The sequence below is a fragment of the Williamsia sp. z34 genome, assembly GCF_059553395.1.
The window spans coordinates 310,855-331,553 of sequence record NZ_JCANWW010000005.1 but is presented as its reverse complement, the minus strand read 5'-3'; the positions used below and the strand labels follow the sequence as shown (position 1 = coordinate 331,553).

Genomic DNA, 20,699 nt, shown 5'->3' with positions numbered 1-20,699 from the left:
GATTCCTGCGACCAGCAGTCACTCCGATTGGGCGATCTCCACCCGGAGGATCCGATCATCACCCGGACGCGGGTCGGTGCCACCCCAGGTCGCCCGATCGGTATTCGACGTCATGAGCCAGAGCGCACCGTCGGGGGCGACCTCGACCGTGCGGATCCGGCCATACTCTCCGACGAGATGGGCGATCGGATCCGCCGTGGCGCGAGGTCCGGCGACTGGGAGCTGCCAGAGCCGTTGGCCTCCGAGCGCGCCGATCCAGAGTGAGCCCTCCGCGTAGGCCATACCGGAAGGGCTGGCTTCGTCCGGGTGGATGGTCGCGATGGGCGGCTCGCCGCTCTCTCCTGCGGTGCCCTCTGTGTCCGGCCACCCGTAATCGAGTCCCGGGAGCAGGACGTTCACCTCGTCCCAAGTCCGGTGACCCAGCTCCGACGCGTAGGCGGTACCGTCCGGCGCGAAGGCAATGCCCTGCACGTTGCGATGACCGCCGGAGAAGATCGGCGTCTGCGCAGGATTGTCCTGCGGCACCGAACCGTCGACGGCGATGCGCAGTATCTTTCCGTTGAGCGAGTCGTCGTCCGCCGCGTTCTCCGGCTCGAAGGCGTCGCCAGTGCCTATCCAGAGGTACCCGTCCGGGCCGATGGTGAGGCGGCCGCCGTGATGCCGATCTGCCGTTTGGATTCCGTCGAGCAGCACCCGGTCGACGGTGAGTGAACCGTAGTCCTCGGAGATGGTCAGCGCGACGATGCGGTTCTCCTGCGCCCCGGAGACGGAGGCATAAACAGTGCGGTCCTCGGCAAATCGGGGCGATGCAACGATGCCGAGGAGGCCCCCCTCTGAGCTCACGACCATCTCAGGAACGGCTCCCACAGTCCGAGGTTCACCCCCCTCGGCAGGAACCCGCACGATCGTTCCGCTGATCCGCTCCGAGACCAGGGCTGATCCGTCGGGAAGGAACGTGAGTCCCCAGGGTGCTTCCAGTCCGGTTGCCAGCTCGACGGGATCACCCAGCGTCGCGGCACCAGCACCGGCACCGGCACCGGCACCCACGGAAAGCGCGGTTGCGGACGGGCGCCACTGTTGATCAGTCGCTTCGGCACAGCCGGCGAGAACGAGAGTGACGATGATGCTGCAACACAGTGCCGCCACAGCTCCACCCCTTGCGCGTGGACGAATCCTGCACGCTAGCAGCATGATCGGCGACGATCCGACTGATCTATCGGTTGTGGTCATCAGCCGACCCCTCGGTATATGTAGGACTTGTACATAACGAAGGGTAACGCAGATATGTACTGATTATCCATAAGTAGATCGTCCCAAGTCTGGTCGACCGGGCCCCCCACGGTGCGCACTGCCGAACAATCGGACACAGCACGTTGACGTCCGGTGTCGCTTCACCGAATCGTGTAGACCAAACCCATTCCATCGGAAGCCAATTCGGCCATGAAGGTCTGGGCCAGGCGGAGGTACTGGTTGACGTAGGCCGCGTCTGAGTATGGGAACGGTTCCTTGATCGATACGTCGTCGACGGGCTCGAACAGCACGATGTCCCGGGCGACCTCGTCTACCACCTCCGGTGGCAAGACATGCACGAAACCGACATGACCACCGTACGGACCCACCGGCGTCACGTTGCCCTTCACCAGTTCCAGCGAGATGCGTGGACGCAAGTACCCGTCCTGCACCGTGAACACATGCTGGAGTTCACGCCACGCCTTGTCCAGGTACAGCATCCGTGGACGGTCTGCGTCTGCTCCCCAGGCGTCCATCAACGGATCGTCGGAGAGGAACAGATAGGGGTCGTGGCGCGCAGCGACGACGTCATGAGGTTGTAGCGGATATGCATAGTATCGAATGCCCATGTGCCCGAGGCTGTCACGCCGAAAGAGCCCGATACCGGCGCCGAGGCCATCTGTGTATCACCGAAGACTTTATCCACAGAACCCTCAGGGGTCTTGCACTGCGAGACCCAAGGACGGTAGCCGTACCCCTCGGCCCCCGAGATCCCGCGCGCTCATGACTGCGCAGCAAGGTGCCACGCCCGCGGATCGCGACCGGTGATGGCCACCGTCCGGTCCAGCAACGGCATCGTCTCGCCACCCCCGACCGACTCGCCCCACAGTCGAGGGATCGGTGCAGCCGGTACGAACACCTCCACGTGGTCACGGCAGGCACGCACCAACTGTTCAGGTACGGCAAACCCGTGGCCGGTGGCCACGGCCAGATCCCAGCCGTGCACGATCACCTCGGTCAGGGCGATCTTCCCCCAGACCTCGTTCGCCAATTCAAGACCGGCCAGAGCCGAATCGCCCGCCCACGCCCCCGGCAGCAACCAGGCTCGCCCCAGATCGCGGACGTGATCGGCGACCCGCAACCGGGAGGCGACGTCCTCGACGTCGCTTACGGCCGGGCTCGAGGTCGCGCCGTCGGCAACCGCCGTGAATCCGGTGGCGCCCTCGTCGATGTGCATCAACAGGTCGGCCACGGTGTAGTCGTCGCACGGTGTCGGCCGCCGGAGATCGTCGGCACCCACCTTCCCGATGAGATTCGCCAAGGCTTCCGCCGCCGCGGTGAAGTCGATCATCTGCGCCCTTCCGTCGAACTGTGCCCCGTATAGGCGGCTGTCCCCATATAGACCGGGCAGAACGACTGATGTCATCGGCGACGACGAACGCCGGGACTCCGCTCGATGCGGCGCGGAAACCGGCGACGGGAATTAAACGGACCGTAGTTCTATTTAACGTGTCATGAAGAACATCGGATTCCTCTCGTTCGGGCATTGGTCGGACTCGCCGGGCTCGCAGACGCGGTCGGCCGCCGACACCCTGCTGCAATCCATCGATCTGGCCGTTGCGGCCGAGGAACTCGGCGCCGACGGCGCGTACTTCCGGGTGCACCACTTCGCCCGACAGCTGGGCTCGCCATTCCCGCTGCTCGCAGCGGTGGGCGCGAAGACAAACCGGATCGAGATCGGCACCGGTGTGATCGACATGCGCTACGAGAATCCGATGTACATGGCCGAGGATGCCGGCGCCGCCGACCTCATCTCGGAAGGTCGACTGCAGCTGGGAATCAGCCGCGGATCCCCCGAACAGGTGATCAACGGCTACCACTACTTCGGATACGTACCCGACGACGACTCGACCGACGCCGAGATGGCCCGACAGCACACCGACGTCTTCCTCAAGGTCATCGATGGTGCGAAGTTCGCCCAGCCCAATCCGTCGCCGATGTTCCCCAATCCACCCGGCCTACTCGGCATCGAACCGCAGTCCCCGGGTCTGCGCGACCGGATCTGGTGGGGTGCGGGCAGCCGCGCGACCGCCGAGTGGACCGCACAGCAGGGCATGAACCTGATGAGTTCGACGTTGCTGACCGAGGACACCGGCGTCCCCTTCCACCAGCTGCAGGCCGAGCAGATCGAACGCTTCCGCGACGCCTGGAAGGTGGCCGGCCACCAGCGGGAGCCACGAGTATCCGTCAGCCGCAGCATCTTTGCCCTCGTCGACGACCGCGACCGTGCCTACTTCGGTCGCGGTGGCGACAACACCGATCAAGTCGGCGTCATCGATGGGGGCATCGCCCGGTTCGGTCGCAGTTACGCCGACGAACCGGACCGGTTGATCGAGCAGCTCCGCGAGGACGAGGCGATCGCCGCGGCCGACACCCTGTTGCTCACGGTGCCCAATCAGCTCGGTGTCGACTACAACGCCCACGTCATCGAATCGATCCTCGAACACGTCGCCCCCGCGCTCGGTTGGCGCTGACCTACCGGGTCGATCACGCCGGGCCTGCACACGGGTGGTCCGACGTACGATCGCGCTATGGACGAACCGGGATCACCATGGCCGGACCCACGCCGGGCCCGACCCGAGATCCTGGTCGCGGGGCCACCTGTCCCCGATGATCGACCGGACCTCCTCGACGCCGCCGTGATCGCTTGGCTGATCACAGCGGCGGCATTGATGATCGCCGTCATCGGCACAGCCTTCAAGCACGTCGAAGTACGCCGGACACTGACCGAGTCCTTCGTCGCAGATCACCCTGCGATCGACCCCGACGACATCGCCCAGACGGTGGACTTCATCCTGATCGGCAATGCCGCCGTGGCGGTGTTGATCGCGGCGGTCGCGGTCGTGGGCATCCGAAGGGTCCGTAACCGCCTCAACTCCGGGCGCACGACGCTGGCCGTCGACGCCGCACTCACGGTGGCCGTCGGGATTCAGTTCTGGCTGGTATCCGAGCCCACCCACGAGGTGGTCGGTGGGGTGATTTCCGTACTACCTCTGGTGGTGGCCGGTTTGGCGGTGATCAGCAGCGCTCTCCTCTATGCGCCGGCCGTGGCAACGTGGCTCAATGCACCCGTCGTGAACGGGTAACCCGCGCCCGACGGCATCACTGTCCGTCCGTCTGCCCGAGCCCGTCCCCACCAGCGGTTTCCCCGCGTCCGCACGCCCCGCAAGAACACCCGGGCGACGGGATCACTGATCACACAGAACCACGGCGCCGTGATCACCGCGGCGGGTAGGAGCGAGAGCAGGCGACCCAGCAACGTCGGCGAACCGACTTCGAAGGACACCGTCAGATCACCTGCGCTCACCACGACCCGCGAGCCGTCGGAGGCGAAGGATATGTCGGCGACGATCGTGCGGTCGAAGTTGTAGGTGGCCGAGACGAATTCACGAACCTCCTCGCTCGGCGCGATCAACAGCCGTTCACCGTCCGGGAATTCGACCATCGCGTCCGCGAAATCCCCCAGGTGCGAGGAAGGCCAATGTCCGACGACGATGCGGGTGCCGCCGGAGGTGCCGATCCCGAAGATCTCACCGTCGAATCGCAGCCGGCCCATGCCGTCCGACGGTACGCGTTCACGAATCAGGTTCGGCCAGAATCTCTTCGGTCCTGCACGACGCGGCGGGTGCGCCCTGACGAGCATTCCGGGCATAGTGTGGGGATCGGTGTTCTGCCGACGCAGGAGGAGAAGTGTCCGTGAAGCTGTCCATCGTCGACCTGGGGACCGTCGCCCCCGGAACCACGGAGAAGCAGGCGTTGGCCGATTCCCTGGAGACCGCCCGTCGGGCCGAGAGCGCAGGGTTCCACCGCATCTGGTTCGCCGAGCACCACCTGAGCCGGTCGGGCGCCTCCCATCACCCCGAACTGTTGATCGCGGCCGCGGCGATGCAGACCTCCGCGATCCGCCTCGGTTCCGGTGCCGTGCTGATGAATCACTACAGCCCGTTCAAAGTCGCCGAGATGTTCAAACAGCTCGAAGCGATGGCCCCCGGCCGCATCGACCTGGGCATGGGCCGCGCCACCGCGGGCCCGGTCCTGGATCTGGCCCTGCAATCGAACCGGGAGCACCGATCGCACGTCGACCACCACCAGCAGGTACTCGAAACCCTGTCGTGGCTGTATGAGGCCTTCCCCGACGAGCATCCGTTCGCCGGCCATCGGCTCATGCCGTCCGTGCCCGAGATCCCGCAGACGTGGCTGCTCGGATCGAGTCCGAACGGCTCGAACCTGGCGGCCGGACTCGGTATCGGCTACACGTTCGCCGGATTTATCCGCCCGACCGACGCAGCCTCCGCGCTGCGCCACTACCGCAAGGAGTTTCGGGCCCAGGGCTTCGGACTCGACTCTCCGCGCGCAATCCTGGCGGTCAACGTCACCGTGGGCGAGACAAAAGCCGACGGCGAACACCTCGCGAACTCCGCGAAGGGTTTCTATGCGCGCCTGAGCCGCGCCGGACGCTCGGCGGGATCGGTGACCATTCCGTCCGCCGACGAAGCCGCCCGGGAGATGACCGACGCCGAGAAGAACGAACCCACAACCATCGTGGACGGTCGATGGCCCCGGTTTGTGGCGGGCGGCCCCGAGGACGTGCGCGCGACACTGGAACAAATGATCGAGGAGAGCGGCGCGGATGAACTGATGCTCCAGGACCTCATCGCCGACCCCGCCGACCGCCACCGTTCCCACGCGCGCGTCGCGCGCGCGTTCGGCCTGTCACCGCGACGAACCGAGGATGAGTCGGCGTCCGAACTATTCGCTACATAGTCCTTGTATTGAAAACAGACCCGCTGTAGCTTGGAGGGGTGTCAACGGCCAAGGAAGACGCCGAGGCAGCAGGTACGGCACCAACGCGTACCTACCGATCCCCACGGCGACGTATGCAGGCGGCTCAAACCCGGACCGCGGTACTGCAGGCCGCCCAACAGTTGTTCGCCGACAACGGCTGGGTGGGGACGAGCATGCCGCTCATCGCTCGCAACGCCGACGTATCCGTCGAAACCATCTACTCGACGATCGGTTCCAAGGCCGCGGTCCTGAAACTGGTTGTGGACGTGGCGGTTGCCGGCGACGACGAACCCGTGCCGTTGGCTGACCGACCCGAATATGCCGCCCTCGGCACCGGAGACACGCTCCGAACCCGGGCTCGGGCGGCGGCCGAGTTGATGGGCGCCATCAACGAACGCACGTACCGGCTCGACGCCGCATTACGTCAGGGCGCGGCCGCGGAAAACGGCCTCGCCGAGCTCCTGGCCACCATCGACCGAAACCGGCGAGAGCAAACCATCGCCGGTGGACAGTTGATCGCGCGCCGCCCACTTCACGCCACCGAAATCGACGAGGTCTGGATGCTCACGAGCATCGCGGTCTACGACCTGCTCGTGCGCGACTCCGGCTGGAGCCGCGAACAATACGAGAACTGGCTCACCGACCGCATCGAAGAATTGTTGACCCGCCCGAGGTGAGACGTCGGGCACCGCCGAAAGGCCCAAGCCATGAAAACCGATCCGAACGGACCGGCCGACACCCGGATCAACGCCATCGTGCATGCCGCGCTGCGGCGTGACATCAACCGAGCGAAAACCGTTCTGGAACAGCCGCATCCGCCACCCGCCGACCAACGGGTTGCGCTTGCAGACCATCTGTTCTGGATGACCGGGTTCCTGCACCGCCATCACACGGCCGAGGACACTCTTTGGCCCTTGATACGGCAGCGCAACCCTGATGCCGGCGCACTGCTCGATCAGATGGAGGCCGACCACAGCCGGGTCTCTCCGGCGATCGATCGCGTCGCCGCGGCCGCCGAACACTACCGAACAACCGAATCGGCACGACCGGAGCTGGCGTCCGCCGTCGACGAGCTCGAGAGCGAACTGCTCCCACACCTGCGTCGCGAGGAGGACGAGATGATGCCGATCGTCTCGCACTCCATCACCCGCGCCGAATTCGACGAATGGGATCAGACGACGAACATCGCGCCAAAGAGCAAGCGCGAGCTGGGGATCGAGGGGCACTGGCTCATCGACAGCCTCGATCAGGAACGGTACGACCTCGTCGTCAACCTGGTACCCCCAGTGGTGCGCTTCATCGTGCTCCAGGGGTTCGCTCGTCCTTACCGCCGCGCCTGCACTGCCCGGTGGGGAACCACTGTCGACGTCACGCCGCGACTGCAGCGCTCCGAACGCGGGTTTCGGACAGATGGATCAGTGAGTCTGCACATCGACGCCGCGCCGAGTGTTTTGTATGACACCGTCTCCGACGTCACCACGATCGGGGACCGCAGTCCCGAATGCCGCTCGAGTGAATGGCTTCCCGGCTCAAAGGCGGGCGCGGTGGGTGCCCGGTTCCGCGGACACAACAGGTTCCGGTACGCCCGCTGGTCCCGGGTCTGCGAAGTCGTCACCGCCGATCGAGGTGTCGAGTTCGCGTTCCGCACGATCCCCGAGCGCATCGACCGGACCCGGCACGACTCGACCATCTGGTCGTACACGTTCACCCCGCAGGAGCACGGGACACTGGTCACGCACTCCTACCGCATCACCATCCTGCCCGCGCGCCCGTTGATCTGGCTCTACTCCCGGCTCTTTCCTCACCACACCGATATGCGGCCACACATGCTGCAGAACCTCGAAGCCCTGCGGGAACAAACCGTCGGCACCGAGATGCACGCAGCCGCCCGCAACCGCTGACACCCGAACCTGCGGTATCGGTAGGGTTCCTCCTATGGTCGGACCCGGTGAGAGCCTCAGCTGATGGAAACCGTCCTGCTCGGATCCGGTGCCGCCGACGGATGGCCGAATCCTTTTTGCCGGTGCGATTCCTGTACCACGGCCTTGCGTCGCGGCGACATACGGGGGCAGACGGCGGCCCTGGTCGACAACGCGCTGCTGATCGACTGCGGACCGGAGGCGCCGGCCGCCGCAAGCCGACTCGGCCGCACGCTTGCCGGCGTCCGCACCATCCTGATCACGCACGATCACCCGGATCATTTCGGACCGCAGGCGTTGTTGTTCCGATCATGGATCACCGACGCCGGACCGATCGACCTGGTGGGCCCCGGCGACCTGCTCGACCGGGCCAGGGATTGGATCGGACCGAACGATCCGGTCACCCTGCGTCCGGTCACCGCGGGCGAGCGAATCAGGCTCTCCGGCTACGACATCCGCGTCCTGGTCGCGAACCACCACGTCTACCGGGACGGTGATTCCGTGCTCTACGACGTCACGGGTCCGGACGGTTCGAGGCTGCTGTGGGCCACCGATACCGGTCCGCTCCCGGACGAGTGGTTCTCCGGGGTCGCCGGGGCGCGCTACGACGCGGTGTTCCTCGACACCACGTTCGGCGCCACACCGCACTCCCCCGGCCATCACGCACTCGACGACGCGGTGAAGACGATCAGCACCCTGCGCTCCTGCGAGGCCGTCCACGACCTGACGCACGTCGTCGGGGTGCACCTGAGCCATCACCATCGGTCGATCGAACACGTTGCGTCCCAACTCATCACCGTGGGAGCACGGCCCGGCGCCGACGGCGACGTCATCAGCTCTCCTGTTCCAGCGGCGCGGCCTGCTCCGTCGCAACGAACCGGAAGTTCAGGATGACCTCGTTGGTCCGCTCATCGAGGTAGACGGTCTTCTGCGACGGTCCGTCCGCCAGCGCGTAACCCACCGGTGTCCGGGTCAGGCCGACCACCCAGCAGCCGATGCTCACCGGTACATCGATGTTCGCCTGTCCGGACATGTCGACGGCCCCGACATCCGCGCCGTCGCCGCAGGAATCGACGACAAACGCCGTACCGTTGAGCGGATTGCCATCAGCGGTCGTCCAGAGAGCGATGTTGCCGAGCAGGTCATGCGGTCCGTCATCACCGGGTGGCGTCGACGTGTGGGTCGTGGCGGGTACGGGAGGCCGGTTGCCGTCGGTCACCGGGTTGCCGGGCCCCTGGGGACCTTCGACCTCATCAACCGGATCGGGAACGGTTGTGGACGAGGACGATACGGCCGGGGGACGCGACACCGAAGTCGTCCGTTCCGACGTGCGGGTCGCCGACGACGTGCTGTCCGAACCGGCCGAGGAGGCGTCGTCGCCGCACGCGGTCAACACCCCCACGAACAATCCGACTCCGACGACGACCGAACCGATACTGCGTTTTCTCATGGCTGCTCCAGGTGTGTACGCCCGACCTACCCGGGTTGTAGCTCCTCGGTCGGCTCGCGTTAGCGGATGTCGTTTGTTTGGGGGACGACCCTCATGGGAGGCGTGACCGGTGGAAGAACTGCGCCCCCTACGCTGGGGGCCGTGACTCCTTCACCTGCCGGCTCGCGACGCTGTCCTTGCACCAGTGGTTTCACGTGGGAGGACTGCTGCGGACCCATCCTGGCCGGTGACCGTCCGGCCCCCACCGCCGAAGCGCTGATGCGCTCCCGCTTCTCCGCCTTCGCGACCGGCGACCGCGATCATCTGTTGCGCAGCTGGCACCCGCGGACCCGGCCCCAGACCCTGGACCTCGACGAGTCGATGCGCTGGTATCGCCTCGACATCGAATCCACAAGCAAGGGTTCGCTTTTCGATACCACCGGCGAGGTCACCTTCACCGCGTATTACCGGATCAAGGGCGACGGCTCCGGAACCCTGCACGAGCACAGCCGATTCGAGCGGCTCGATGGGAATTGGGTGTACGTCGACGGCGTCGTCACCGACTAGACCCCGGCAACTTCGGCCCCCTGAACGCCCGCGGAGGGCGTATTTCCCTCGAGCACCTCAGATCGGGACGATCTGGTCCGCAGCACGATCAGTGCGTCTGTTCTGCGTCCGGATCGGGTGTGACGAAGCGGCGGGAGAGTTCGTACAGCGCCCGGAACACCCGCCGCGACGATTCGGCCCACGGCATGAGAATCGGGAAGACGTGGAACATCCCGCGTTCTTCCATGGCACGCACCGGTACGCCGGCAGCCTCGAGGTTCGCGACAAACTCCCGGATCCCATCACGGAACATCTCATCGCCACCCCAACACACGAATGTCGGCGGAAACCACGCCGGATCGGCGTTGGCGTACACCGCGGAGACCCGCTCGTCATCCGGCGAGACGCCTTGCAGGTACGGCGCGGAAGGCAGGTTCCAGGGCAGGATGTCCAGTTGTGCATTCTCGATGATCGACGGGTGCTCGAACAGGAGGTCGACCTCAGGAGAAAACAATGCGAGCGCGGCCGGAGCAGGCAGGTCATGCCCGTGTAGATGCGTGATCAGAGATGTCGCCAGACCACCGCCGCCGGAATCGCCGGCGACGACGAGGTGCTCCGCCTCGACACCACGGGCGAGGAGTCCCTGGTAGACGTCCGCGGCATCCTCCACGCCGGCCGGGAACGGGAACTCCGGTGCCATTCGGTAATCGACGATGAAGACCTCGGCCCCGGTGATCCGGACCAGCGATGAGGCGAATGCGGAATACATGATCGGTGAGGTGCCGATGTATCCACCGCCATGGAGGTAGAGGATGGTCGCGCCGATCTCCTGTTTGGCGGCGGATTCGTCGACGTAGGAATCGGAGCTCGCCTGCGCCCGGCACCAGATGCCCTCGACCCCACCGATGGTGTCGCGGGTGATCTCCACGGAGTCCGCGAATTCGACGAACGGGGGCATCACGACACGGCAGATGTCGTCGAGGACCTTCTCCAACGACCGGAATTCCTCGATGGGCAGGCCCATCGAATAACCCATGAATGAGCGGATGGCCTGCCGGGTGACCGATTGGCCGAGGTTGTCGAGCAATCCGCCCGGCCCCTCCCAAGGCCGGCGGAAAGGCACCTTGGCCAGCCCGTTCAGCATGCTCTCCGCCAGACCCAACACGGCCAGCGCAGTCACCGGCGTGGACGCTGTCTTCACCCCGGGACGATCAGCCATCACCATGCCGACCATCCTATGGGCCGGTGATAACGATCAGGATTCTCTCGCCGATGCCGCAGACCCGAAACCCGTCCCAAGCGCCGGACCCCTGGCTTGTGCAACCAATAGCCAGGACCTAGGCTCGACCCATGGTCATCGGTCAGCCCGTCCAGGCACCCACCCGCGCAGAAAACGCCCGCTGGTACGCGCTCGCCGCAGTCTGTTTCGGGATGATGCTGACGTTCCTCAACATCACCGCAACCGTCTCGTCCGTTCCCGCGATCGAGGAGGATCTGCAGGCAGGCAGCGCCACGATGGTCTGGATCCCGAGCATCTTTGCGCTCGTGGTGGCCAGCCTGGTGCTGTCCGCGGGCACCCTCGGTGACGTCATCGGTCGCCGGACGGCGTTCGTGACGGGTTCGGCGATCATGTCGGCAGGCAGCCTGTGTTCGTTCCTGGCGCATTCGAGTGGATGGGTGCTGGCCGCCCAGGCCATCACCGGCGTTGGTGCGGCGCTGGTCCTCCCCAACAGCCTGTCCATCATCAGCGCCAGCTTCACCCAGCCCAAGGAACGCACCGAGGCCATCAGCATCTGGGCCGCTTGTTCCGGACTCGGACTGGCCATCGGGCCGCTCTCGGCCGGCGCGGTGCTGGGTGAGTTCTCCTGGAACACAGTCTTTTTGGTGAACTCCATCGCCGCTCTGGTGGTGACCCTCGTCGCACCGTTCGTGGTACCGCAGAGCAAAGTGGCCGGCGCACGCCTCGACCTGCCCGGACTCGTCACCGCCACCGCCGCCATCGCCTCCCTGACGTTCTGGGTCATCGACGGATCACACAACGGATTCGGCTCGATGCGCGCAATCATCGCGATTGTTGTGTTCGCCTGCGCCCTCGCCCTGTTCATCACCTACGAGCGTGCCGTCGACGCGCCGATGCTCGACCTGAAGCTCTTCCGTTCGCCATCGTTCTCCACCGTCATGGTGGTGAGCGCGACAGTTCTGTTCGGGTTCACCGGACTCTCCCTCATCTCGGTTCTCTTCCTCGAACGTGTGGGCGCGCTGAGCACCTGGACCACCGGGCTCCACCTCCTGGCACTCATGGCGACATATGTGGTGGTCAGCGGAATCGCGCCACGATTGTTGCCCCGCCTGGGTTTCAAGGTGATGCTCACCGGCGGATTGTTGATCACCTCCGTCGGGGCACTGCTGCTGTTGCGGGTACATGCGAATGACGGCTGGACCGACCTCACCATCGCGCTGGTGGTCCTCGGTATCGGATTCGGCTCACTCATTGCCCCCGCCACCGCCGCCGCGATGAACAGCGTCGCCCCCGCCCGGGCCGGAATGGCCAGCGGCACGGTCAACATGTTCCGCCAACTCGGCGGCGTCCTCGGAACCAGCGTGCTCGGATCGATCCTGACGGCGCAGCTGGCCGACGCCCTGCGGACACGACCGCCCGCCGAAGCCTTCGAATCCGCCTTTCACGTCTGCGCGGTGGTTGCCGCGATCGTATTCGCAATCGTGGCGCTACCTGCCGCGCTGTTCGTACACAGCCGGCCGAGCCACAGCTGACCCCTGCAATCCGCGAGCCTTCTTGGGGTTCGGACCGACACCGGGGTACGAATGGTGGACTGCCGGAGCAAGGAGGCCACGAACATGAGCGATTGGTATTACAACCTCTCCACAGGCGAGGTCAAAGAAAAAATGCCGCGGGGCTTCGACCGGATGGGGCCCTACCCCACCGAGGACGCCGCACGCCACGCACTGGAATTGGCCAAGGAACGCAACCAGGCCGCTGACAAGTACGACGAGGACTGAGCATCTCCGTATGCACCCCATCGCATCGAACGCGCTCCGCAGAGGTCTCACGCTGGCCGCGAGACCCCGCGAAACGCGGCCGTCGTCGCGGGCACTGCCGCATCACATCCCGCGCACTTCGGGAACTACGCGATCGGCCGCGACTTCGTCTCGCACCCGGACGGCTCGCTGATCCGACTCAGCTGACGATCAGACTCAGCGCGGCAACGGTATCTCGATCGGCCCGACTCCCGGGACGGTGATCGTTGTCGGCGCGATCGGGCGGCGACTGGTCGATTCCGCGCGGCCGGTGCTGACCGACAGTGCGATCGTGCTGCCCGGGATCGCCGACTCGTCCGGATTCGCGGACACCACCGTTCCGGCCCGCTGCCCGCTGGCCACATTCTCGGTGGTCACCTTGAAACCTTCGCCCTCGAGCGTGGAGGTCGCCAGGTCGACAGACATCCCGACCACGGACGGAACCCGCTTACCGCCGACGCCGGCCACGTACTTGGGGTCCTTCGGCGGAAGCGCGGTGTTGCCGAACTTGCTCTCGACCGGCAGCATCGCCGAGAACCAGGTGCGGGCCGGTTCGTTACCGCCGTAGAGGTTTCCGTAGCCACACTGCCGCAACGGGCTCGAGCAGAGGTCGGAGATCACGGGCGAATCGTTGTAGACGTAGGTCGCGCCGGCCAGGTTGTTGGTGAAACCCAGGAAGGCCGATGACCGGTTGGCCTCGGTGGTGCCGGTCTTGCCTGCCATCGGAAGGCTCCAACCGACCGACCCCGCGGCGCCTGCCGCGGTACCGGAACCACGGTCGTCCTCACTCATGGCGTTGGCCAGGGTGTTGGCCAGCCCTTCCTCGACCACCCGCTCACACCCCGGACGCTCGAACGGGACCTCCTGGACCGCGGGCTTGCCCTCGGCGTCGAGGATCTGGTTGCCATTGGCATCGCGCTTGGGCTGGGTGATCGACGCGATCGGATTCGGCGGGCACCAGACGCCGCCGGACGCCAGCGTGGCGGCAACGTTGGACAACTCCAGGGTGTTGACGGCCGTGGGCCCGAGAGTGAACGAACCCAGGTTGTTCTCTTTGACGTAGTCGGCCAGGCTCTGGTCGCCGTAACCCGACGAGCCGGGATCGGTGTACGAGCGCAGGCCCAACCGGACAGCCATGTCGACGGTTGGCTCGACTCCGACGTCCTGCAGCAGTTTCACGAATGCAGTGTTCGGAGACTGGGCCAGCGCCTGGGTGACCGTCATCTTCGCCGGGTAGTTTCCGTCGTTCGACACGCAATAGGTATTCGCGGGGCAGCCGTTGACGCCACCGCTGCTGCCCATGCCCTTTGCCTGCACGGTCTTCGGGACCTGCAAGGACGAGCCCGCACCCAGTCCGCGTTCCATCGCGGCGGCGACGGTGAAGACCTTGAACACCGACCCGGCGCCATTGCCGACCATCGAATAGGGCTGCGGCTGAACGGTCTGTCCGGCCTCCCGGTCCAGGCCGTAGTCGCGGCTCGAAGACATGGCCAACACGTCGTGGGACTCGGTGCCCGGGCGGATCACGTTCATCACGTTGGCAACGCCTTCGAGATCCGGCGATGCGTACGTACGGACCGAATCGTGCGTTGCCTTCTGAACCTCGGGATCGAGCGTCGTGCGGATGAGATATCCACTGCGCGAGATCTCATCCCGACTGATGCCGTTGTCGGCGAGGAACTGTAGAGCGTAGTCACAGAAGAATCCGGCGTCGCCGGCTGCGATGCAACCCTGGTCGATCGTGCGCGGAGCCGGGAGCACCCCGAGCGGAAGGTCTTTCGCGGCCTGGTACTCGTCGGCCCGGGCCGGGAAGTTGGCAATCAGCGTGTCGAGCACGATGTTGCGGCGCTCGAGAACACCTTCGGGGTTGGTGTACGGATCAAGCGCCGAACTCGACTGGACCATGCCGGCGAGCATCGCCGATTCCGGAACGGTGAGGTCCTTGGCCGACTTGCCGAAGTAGGTGTCCGCGGCGGACTGGATCCCGTAGGCACCGTTACCGAACGGGACCAGGTTCAGATAGCGGGTGACGATCGCTTTCTTGGCCTCTTGTTTGGCCGCCTCGGCGTCGAGGTTCTTCTCGCGCATGGCCTGCTCGGTCAGACTCGACTCGAGTGACTGCGCCATCCGGATCTCCCGGAGTTTACGGGCGGCGGTCGTCTCCGTTGCGGCGCGACGTTCGGCATCGGTGCGGGCCAGGACCAGCAGCTGGTAGTTCTTCACATACTGCTGGTCGAGGGTCGATGCACCCTGCTGGACCTCGCCGGACGCCTGGTTGGTGACGAACGCGCGGATGGTCCCCTTCCAGTCGACACCGTCGTGCTCGAGGAATCGCCGGTCTTCGACCGAGATGATGGCGCGCACCATCTCGGGTGAGATGTCGTTGTAGCCGACCTGGAAGCGGCGCTGATCGTAGAGGTAGGCGATCGGCGTGCCGTTGGCGTCGGTCATGGTGGTCACCTCGGGGACCTGACCACCGACCAATTCGGACTCGACGTTCTCGAGGGTGCCGGCAGCGCGCCCGGCCGTGAGCCCCAGACCACCGGCTATCGGGAACAACAGACCTGCGACCAGAACGCCCGCAAGTACACAACAGCCCACCAAGCTCCACAACGACCTAGATTTCGACACGATCGATACATTACGGACAATTCGGGTCACGGAAACTCCGAGAGGTGAATCCGCGGTCCGCGCTCACCCGGATCAGCGGCTACCGCAGGCCCGGTGTGGCGTCGTGAACCAGGGACAGAGTGTCCTTGATCATCGATTGGGCGACGCCGGCTGGACTGCTGTCACCACCGAACATCGTGATCGATCCGAAGTCGCCGCAGTCGAAGATGGCTGCCTTGTCCGGCCACCGGAGCAGACCCAGTTGCGAGTCGGCGGGAACCACCCGCAACGACACCGTGACGAGATCGGGGATGTCGTGATCGGCTACGGCGACCTGGCGCAGCCGCAGCCCGCGCCGGCCGGCCCGGTACACCGAACGCTCGATCTCCGAGGTGATCGGTTCGAGGAGCACTTCGGCATCGGCGGGATCGCGCGCCCACAGCAGTCCGGTCAGGATCCGGAGCTGGGTCGCCACATCTTCTCCCGAGAGCTCTCCGCCGGCATCGCTGTTCATGACTCCGGTCTGCCGGGCGGTGGCGGTCGCCACGTCGAGCGTGACCCCCTCACTCAGCTGGTCGAGAATGTACGTGGCGGTGGCGCTCAGGCATCCGCTCACCGAGGTCACCGAGATCCCCTGTCCGAGGGATCGCGCGAGGTCCGCTGCCGGCAGCATCGCCCCGACCGCGCCGGAAATCCTTACCGCACAGCCGAAATCAATTGCCAGCTGCTCGAGCTGCTTCCACCCGTAAAGTGGCGTCGACGTCGTCGCGGTCACCAGATGCGCGCCACACCGGATCGCCATCATGGCGTCCGACACCGCCTGCGATGCCTGCAGATCGGTGGACGGCACTGCCTGCACCACCACCTTTGCCTCAACTTCACCGAGGAAATCGGCCAGATCGGTGAGCTCTGCCCACTCCGACTGGGGCGGGACCGCGTCGTCGTCGCACACCACCTGCGATCGGCGCGTGCGCACCGCCACCACACTCAGGTCGACGTCGTGCCGCTTGCGAACCTCGTCGCGGTGGGCGCCGATCTGATTGATGTAGGCGCGCGCGACCGGCCCGTACCCAAGAACAGCTATCGGAAGTCCGCGCATCGCCCCTCCCTCAGTTCTCCCGTCAACCAAGCTCGACGTGCGGAAAGTGCTGTTCAACGTTCGCACACCGAGCCCAAACCCGCACGCCGTCCACGCCGCCTCACTAAAGTGATGCAAATCACATTACGGTGCGAGCAGAAGGAACCACCATGAAAACGAAAGCCGCGATCCTGACTGAACCCAATACCGATTGGAAGATCGACGAGATCGAATTGGGCGACCCCGTCGCCGGTGAGGTCCAGATCCGACTGGCGGCCTCAGGTCTGTGCCACTCGGACGCCCACATCGTCACCGGCTCCCTCCCCATCCCGACCTTCCCGATCCTCGGTGGGCATGAGGGCGCCGGCGTGGTCACCAAGGTGGGTCCCGGTGTGGTGGACCTCGAAGAAGGCGACCACGTGGTGCTCGCCTTCATCCCCGCCTGCGGGACCTGCCCCTCGTGCGCCCGCGGCCTACAGAATCTTTGCGACAAGGGCGCCAGCCTGCTGACCGGTCAGGCGATTTCCGACGGCACGTTCCGAGTCACCAAAGACGGTGCGCCCGTGGTCCAGATGTGCCTGCTGGGCACTTTCGCCCCCTATGTCACCGTGCACCAGGCATCCGTGGTGAAGATCGAGAAAGACATCCCCCTGAAGACCGCCGCACTCCTGGGGTGCGGCGTCTCGACGGGCTGGGGTTCGGCCACCGAGATCGGCAACACCCGGCCCGGCGACACCGTCGTGGTCGCCGGGATCGGCGGCGTCGGCATCAATTCGGTCCAGGGCGCCGCCTACGCGGGAGCCCGTCACGTGGTCGCGATCGATCCGGTCGAGAGCAAGCAGAAGACCGCCCTCGACTTCGGCGCCACCCACTCCTTCTCGTCGATGGAGGAGGCGATGCCCCAGCTCGCCGATCTCACCTGGGGCACGATGGCGAACACCGTCATCCTCACGATGGGCGAGATCAAGGGCGAGTACATCCAGCAGGCACTGTCGCTGACCGGCAAGGGCGGCCAGGTGATCGTCACCGCGATGGGTCCGTACGACCAGATCGCCACCGACCTGAATCTCTTCGAGCTCACCTTGTTGCAGAAGCGGGTACAGGGAGCGATCTTCGGTGGCGTCGGACCCCGGACGCAGATCCCCAATTTGCTGAACCTCTACCGCTCGGGCGCCCTCAAGCTGGACGAGCTCGTCACCACCACCTACCGGCTCGAAGACATCAACCAGGGCTACCAGGACATGGCCGACGGGAAGAATCTGCGAGGCGTGGTCATCTACGGAGAAGACGACCACTGACGCAACCCGCAGGACAGCTCACACAGCGACAGCACCCACCGCCACATGCGGTGGGTGTGTGCATTTGCGCCGCCAGGACCCCCTGAGTGACCCAACTTACCCCTATCCTCATAAGGATAGCAATACTTGTAAAGCTGATGCATTCACGCTTACACTACCTCCAGAAATGTGGTCTGCGTCACGACCTCACTTTGCGTATTTGTAAGCCCCGGCGTCATTCCTCACGACAGGAGGCCCACCTTGGTACAGGCGGCCCGCTACACAAGCCAAAGCTCATTCGATCTCGCCGAGGGATGGAATCTGAGCCGAGTGACCGAGCCGAGCCGGCTGTTCGGAGCCAACGGGATCCGATCCGGCCCCGACGGACGCGTCTACATCGCACAGGTGGCCGGGAGCACGATCAGCGCACTCGACGTCGACACCGGCGACCTCGAGACCATCAGCGCCCAGGGCAGCGACATCGTGGCGCCGGACGACATGGCGTTCGACGCGAGCGGCGACATGTACATCACCGAGTACTACGACGGCCGCGTGAGCGTCCGGAGCCCCGATGGCAGTACCCGGCTGCTGCGCGACGACCTGCCCGGCGCCAACGGCATCACCATCCACCAGGAGAGATTGTTCGTCAACGAGTGCCGCATCGGCGGCCGGCTGATGGAGATCAACCCCGCGGGCGGTGCCCCCAAGGTGCTCGCCGACAACCTCCCGATGCCCAACGCCATGGAGGTCGGCCCCGACGGGATGCTCTACTACCCGCTGGTCGCCAGCAACGAGATCTACCGGATCAGCCCCGACGGCGGAGAACCGCAGCGCGTCGCCGCCGATCTCGGTGGCCCCACCGCGGTCAAGTTCGACTCCGCCGGATTCATCATCACCACCCAGGTCGGCTCCGGTCAGGTCCTGCGGATCGACCCCCGCAGCGGCGACAAGAAGGTGTACGCCGACATCGGCCCCGGGCTCGACAACCTCACCTTCGTCGGCGATCGGCTCTTCGTGTCCGGCTTCACCGGTCAGATCACCGAGATCCTCGGCGAAGGCCAGACCCGCACCGCACTCGACGACGGCCTGACCTGGCCGCTCGATCTGACCGTGGGCCCGGACGGCACCCTGTACATCGCCGACGGAACATTTCTCCTCGCCCTCGAGGCCGATGGCGAATTGCGCACGCTGGGCATGCTTTTCAGCCCCGGCTACCCCGGTTACATCCGCGGTATGACGGCGATCGGCAAAGACCAGTTCATCGTTGCCGGCAACGGCGACGTCTCCCGGTACGACGCCGCCACCGCCGAGAGCGAGGTCCTGGTGACCGGTCTCGACCAGACCTACGGTGTGGCCGTCTCGGGTACCGGCGCCATCGCCGTCGCCGACTTCGGTGCCGGCGAGGTGCACTCCGTCGGATCCGGCACCTCGGAGGTCCTGGCCAGTGGGCTCGACCATCCGACCGGCGTCGCCTTCACCGCCTCGGGAACCCTGCTGGTCTCCGAATCCGGTGCGGGACAGGTCGTTGCGGTGACCGGTTCGGGCACCGACACGGTCGTCGACGGACTCGAGTGCCCCCATGGCCTCCTGGTTTCGGGACAGACGCTGTACATCGTCGACGTCGGGGCCAAGACCCTCGTCGCCTTCGACCTCGAGACCAAGAGTCGCCAGAGGATCGCGAGCAACCTCCCGGTCGGCGCTCCTCCCGGGGTCACCCCGAAGCCACTGCTCGGCCTCGTGCCGTTCTCCGGACCGCAGGGACCGTTCACCGGCATCGCCGCCGGCCACGACGGCACCATCTACATCTCCGGTGACGCCGAGGGCAGCGTCCTGGCACTACGCAAGGGGGCCTGATCACAGTCATGGTCAACTCCCCAACCGACAGCAATGGTTTCACCGATCTGACCGGCCGGATCGTCATCGTTTCAGGTGCCGCCGGAGGTGGTATCGGCACCTCGGTGACCAGCATGATCGCCCGGGCCGGCGCGACGGTCATCGCGATGAGCCGATCGAAGGACAACCTCAAGACCCACATCGATCCCCTTGTCGGGGAGGGCCTCTCCGTCATCCCGGTCGCCGCCGACGCCGCCACCGACGAGGGCATCGCCACCGTCATGGACGTCGCGCGCCGCACCGAGGGCCGCCTCTACGGATTGGTCAACGTCGCCGGTGGCGCCGCTCCGGCCACCTGGATGCCGGCCACCCGGGTGACGCGCGCCGACTGGCGGGCCCTGTTCACCGCGAACCTCGAGACCATGTTCTTCATGAGCCAGGCGGTCGCCGCCGAACTCAAGGCGCAGGAACTACCCGGCTCGATCGTGTCGATCTCGTCGATCAGCGGAATGAACACCGCGCCTTTCCATATCGCGTACGGCACAGCCAAGGCGGCTCTGGTGGCGGCCACCCGGACCATGGCCGTCGAGCTGGCCACCGACAACATCCGGGTGAACACCATCGCTCCGGGCGTGACCGCCACGCCCGCCTCCGAGATGTATGTCGACAAAGACCCCGAACGGGACCGCCGCGCGATCGCCATGGGCCGCCGAGCCCGTCCGGAGGAACAGGCCGGCGCCATCCTGTTCCTGTTGTCCGATCTCTCCAGCTACATCACCGGGCAGACACTGCTCGTCGACGGTGGCTTGAACCTCAAGTGGACACACATGGGTGCCGACCACACTTCCCTCTTCCTCAAGGACGAGGCGTTCCGCGCCGCCATGACGCACTGATAC

The 20,699-nt window shown here is 65.7% G+C and carries 20 protein-coding genes; 12 read left to right on the top strand and 8 right to left on the bottom strand.

The window, feature by feature from the left end; all coding sequences use genetic code 11:
• Positions 1-18: 18 nt before the first annotated feature.
• The 3 genes from AC51GT_RS15015 to AC51GT_RS15005 all read right to left on the bottom strand — a co-directional run bounded on the left by AC51GT_RS15015 (position 19) and on the right by AC51GT_RS15005 (position 2,581).
• Positions 19-1,146, bottom strand: coding sequence for a PQQ-dependent sugar dehydrogenase (locus AC51GT_RS15015; protein ID WP_496329271.1), 1,128 nt, complete (start codon positions 1,144-1,146; stop codon positions 19-21).
• 245 nt (positions 1,147-1,391) lie between these two features.
• A complete protein-coding gene (locus tag AC51GT_RS15010; RefSeq protein ID WP_496329270.1) occupies positions 1,392-1,859 on the bottom strand; it encodes a hypothetical protein in 468 nt (155 codons plus the stop codon).
• Positions 1,860-2,011: 152 nt separating this feature from the next.
• Complete coding sequence (locus tag AC51GT_RS15005) at positions 2,012-2,581, bottom strand: TIGR03086 family metal-binding protein (RefSeq protein ID WP_496329269.1); 570 nt, start codon at positions 2,579-2,581, stop codon at positions 2,012-2,014.
• Positions 2,582-2,744: 163 nt separating this feature from the next.
• Between AC51GT_RS15005 and AC51GT_RS15000 the strand changes: the two genes are divergently transcribed.
• Together AC51GT_RS15000 and AC51GT_RS14995 are read left to right on the top strand one after the other, a co-directional pair.
• The gene (locus AC51GT_RS15000) at positions 2,745-3,764 is read left to right on the top strand and encodes an LLM class flavin-dependent oxidoreductase (protein WP_496329268.1); all 1,020 of its coding nucleotides are present in this window, start codon (positions 2,745-2,747) and stop codon (positions 3,762-3,764) included.
• A 57-nt stretch (positions 3,765-3,821) separates the two neighbouring features.
• Positions 3,822-4,376 carry a hypothetical protein gene (locus AC51GT_RS14995; RefSeq protein ID WP_496329267.1) on the top strand — a complete coding sequence of 185 codons (555 nt, stop codon included), beginning with the start codon at positions 3,822-3,824 and terminating at the stop codon, positions 4,374-4,376.
• Here the strand turns inward: AC51GT_RS14995 and AC51GT_RS14990 are convergent.
• On the bottom strand, positions 4,325-4,846 hold the full coding sequence (locus AC51GT_RS14990) for a hypothetical protein (protein ID WP_496329266.1): 522 nt from the start codon (positions 4,844-4,846) through the stop codon (positions 4,325-4,327). The two genes, AC51GT_RS14995 and AC51GT_RS14990, sit on opposite strands and share 52 nt — an antisense overlap.
• Positions 4,847-4,980: 134 nt before the next feature.
• Here AC51GT_RS14990 and AC51GT_RS14985 point away from each other — a divergent pair, with 134 nt between their 5' ends.
• The 4 genes from AC51GT_RS14985 to AC51GT_RS14970 all read left to right on the top strand — a co-directional run bounded on the left by AC51GT_RS14985 (position 4,981) and on the right by AC51GT_RS14970 (position 8,888).
• Positions 4,981-6,054 (top strand): MsnO8 family LLM class oxidoreductase, encoded by a 1,074-nt coding sequence (locus tag AC51GT_RS14985; RefSeq protein ID WP_496322802.1) that lies wholly within the window; start codon positions 4,981-4,983, stop codon positions 6,052-6,054.
• A 38-nt stretch (positions 6,055-6,092) separates the two neighbouring features.
• A complete protein-coding gene (locus AC51GT_RS14980) occupies positions 6,093-6,752 on the top strand; it encodes a TetR/AcrR family transcriptional regulator (protein WP_496329265.1) in 660 nt (219 codons plus the stop codon).
• Positions 6,753-6,782: 30 nt separating this feature from the next.
• Positions 6,783-7,976 (top strand): hemerythrin domain-containing protein, encoded by a 1,194-nt coding sequence (locus AC51GT_RS14975; RefSeq protein ID WP_496329264.1) that lies wholly within the window; start codon positions 6,783-6,785, stop codon positions 7,974-7,976.
• Positions 7,977-8,039: 63 nt separating this feature from the next.
• Positions 8,040-8,888 carry an MBL fold metallo-hydrolase gene (locus AC51GT_RS14970; protein ID WP_496329263.1) on the top strand — a complete coding sequence of 283 codons (849 nt, stop codon included), beginning with the start codon at positions 8,040-8,042 and terminating at the stop codon, positions 8,886-8,888.
• On the opposite strand, the gene AC51GT_RS14965 is transcribed toward AC51GT_RS14970, so the two are convergent.
• The gene (locus tag AC51GT_RS14965) at positions 8,827-9,444 is read right to left on the bottom strand and encodes a hypothetical protein (RefSeq protein ID WP_496329262.1); all 618 of its coding nucleotides are present in this window, start codon (positions 9,442-9,444) and stop codon (positions 8,827-8,829) included. The genes AC51GT_RS14970 and AC51GT_RS14965 overlap by 62 nt on opposite strands.
• A 141-nt stretch (positions 9,445-9,585) precedes the next feature.
• Between AC51GT_RS14965 and AC51GT_RS14960 the strand changes: the two genes are divergently transcribed.
• The gene (locus tag AC51GT_RS14960) at positions 9,586-9,990 is read left to right on the top strand and encodes a YchJ family protein (RefSeq protein WP_496329261.1); all 405 of its coding nucleotides are present in this window, start codon (positions 9,586-9,588) and stop codon (positions 9,988-9,990) included.
• An 88-nt stretch (positions 9,991-10,078) separates the two neighbouring features.
• Here AC51GT_RS14960 and AC51GT_RS14955 read toward each other — a convergent pair whose 3' ends face one another.
• Positions 10,079-11,194: an alpha/beta hydrolase gene (locus tag AC51GT_RS14955; RefSeq protein WP_496322796.1), complete on the bottom strand. Its 1,116-nt coding sequence runs from the start codon at positions 11,192-11,194 to the stop codon at positions 10,079-10,081.
• Between the two features lie 125 nt (positions 11,195-11,319).
• Here AC51GT_RS14955 and AC51GT_RS14950 point away from each other — a divergent pair, with 125 nt between their 5' ends.
• On the top strand, positions 11,320-12,741 hold the full coding sequence (locus AC51GT_RS14950) for an MFS transporter (RefSeq protein WP_496329260.1): 1,422 nt from the start codon (positions 11,320-11,322) through the stop codon (positions 12,739-12,741).
• 84 nt (positions 12,742-12,825) lie between these two features.
• Entirely contained in the window at positions 12,826-12,987 is a 162-nt protein-coding gene (locus AC51GT_RS14945; RefSeq protein WP_496322794.1) for a hypothetical protein, read from the top strand.
• 195 nt (positions 12,988-13,182) lie between these two features.
• Here AC51GT_RS14945 and AC51GT_RS14940 read toward each other — a convergent pair whose 3' ends face one another.
• Positions 13,183-15,636 carry a transglycosylase domain-containing protein gene (locus AC51GT_RS14940; protein WP_496322792.1) on the bottom strand — a complete coding sequence of 818 codons (2,454 nt, stop codon included), beginning with the start codon at positions 15,634-15,636 and terminating at the stop codon, positions 13,183-13,185.
• A 79-nt stretch (positions 15,637-15,715) separates the two neighbouring features.
• A complete protein-coding gene (locus AC51GT_RS14935; protein WP_496322791.1) occupies positions 15,716-16,714 on the bottom strand; it encodes a hypothetical protein in 999 nt (332 codons plus the stop codon).
• Positions 16,715-16,863: 149 nt separating this feature from the next.
• Here AC51GT_RS14935 and AC51GT_RS14930 point away from each other — a divergent pair, with 149 nt between their 5' ends.
• From AC51GT_RS14930 to AC51GT_RS14920, 3 genes are all read left to right on the top strand, one after another.
• Positions 16,864-17,991: an NDMA-dependent alcohol dehydrogenase gene (locus AC51GT_RS14930; RefSeq protein ID WP_496322790.1), complete on the top strand. Its 1,128-nt coding sequence runs from the start codon at positions 16,864-16,866 to the stop codon at positions 17,989-17,991.
• Between the two features lie 240 nt (positions 17,992-18,231).
• The gene (locus AC51GT_RS14925; protein ID WP_496329259.1) at positions 18,232-19,824 is read left to right on the top strand and encodes an SMP-30/gluconolactonase/LRE family protein; all 1,593 of its coding nucleotides are present in this window, start codon (positions 18,232-18,234) and stop codon (positions 19,822-19,824) included.
• An 8-nt stretch (positions 19,825-19,832) separates the two neighbouring features.
• On the top strand, positions 19,833-20,696 hold the full coding sequence (locus tag AC51GT_RS14920) for an SDR family NAD(P)-dependent oxidoreductase (RefSeq protein WP_496329258.1): 864 nt from the start codon (positions 19,833-19,835) through the stop codon (positions 20,694-20,696).
• Positions 20,697-20,699: the final 3 nt, after the last annotated feature.

Coding starts and splice junctions, on each gene's coding strand:
- AC51GT_RS15010 (WP_496329270.1), bottom strand. CDS start 1,859: ATGGGCATTCGATACTATGCATATCCGCTACAACCTCATGACGTCGTC.
- AC51GT_RS15005 (WP_496329269.1), bottom strand. CDS start 2,581: ATGATCGACTTCACCGCGGCGGCGGAAGCCTTGGCGAATCTCATCGGG.
- AC51GT_RS15000 (WP_496329268.1), top strand. CDS start 2,745: ATGAAGAACATCGGATTCCTCTCGTTCGGGCATTGGTCGGACTCGCCG.
- AC51GT_RS14995 (WP_496329267.1), top strand. CDS start 3,822: ATGGACGAACCGGGATCACCATGGCCGGACCCACGCCGGGCCCGACCC.
- AC51GT_RS14990 (WP_496329266.1), bottom strand. CDS start 4,846: ATGGGCCGGCTGCGATTCGACGGTGAGATCTTCGGGATCGGCACCTCC.
- AC51GT_RS14975 (WP_496329264.1), top strand. CDS start 6,783: ATGAAAACCGATCCGAACGGACCGGCCGACACCCGGATCAACGCCATC.
- AC51GT_RS14970 (WP_496329263.1), top strand. CDS start 8,040: ATGGAAACCGTCCTGCTCGGATCCGGTGCCGCCGACGGATGGCCGAAT.
- AC51GT_RS14965 (WP_496329262.1), bottom strand. CDS start 9,444: ATGAGAAAACGCAGTATCGGTTCGGTCGTCGTCGGAGTCGGATTGTTC.
- AC51GT_RS14955 (WP_496322796.1), bottom strand. CDS start 11,194: ATGGTGATGGCTGATCGTCCCGGGGTGAAGACAGCGTCCACGCCGGTG.
- AC51GT_RS14950 (WP_496329260.1), top strand. CDS start 11,320: ATGGTCATCGGTCAGCCCGTCCAGGCACCCACCCGCGCAGAAAACGCC.
- AC51GT_RS14945 (WP_496322794.1), top strand. CDS start 12,826: ATGAGCGATTGGTATTACAACCTCTCCACAGGCGAGGTCAAAGAAAAA.
- AC51GT_RS14935 (WP_496322791.1), bottom strand. CDS start 16,714: ATGCGCGGACTTCCGATAGCTGTTCTTGGGTACGGGCCGGTCGCGCGC.
- AC51GT_RS14930 (WP_496322790.1), top strand. CDS start 16,864: ATGAAAACGAAAGCCGCGATCCTGACTGAACCCAATACCGATTGGAAG.
- AC51GT_RS14920 (WP_496329258.1), top strand. CDS start 19,833: ATGGTCAACTCCCCAACCGACAGCAATGGTTTCACCGATCTGACCGGC.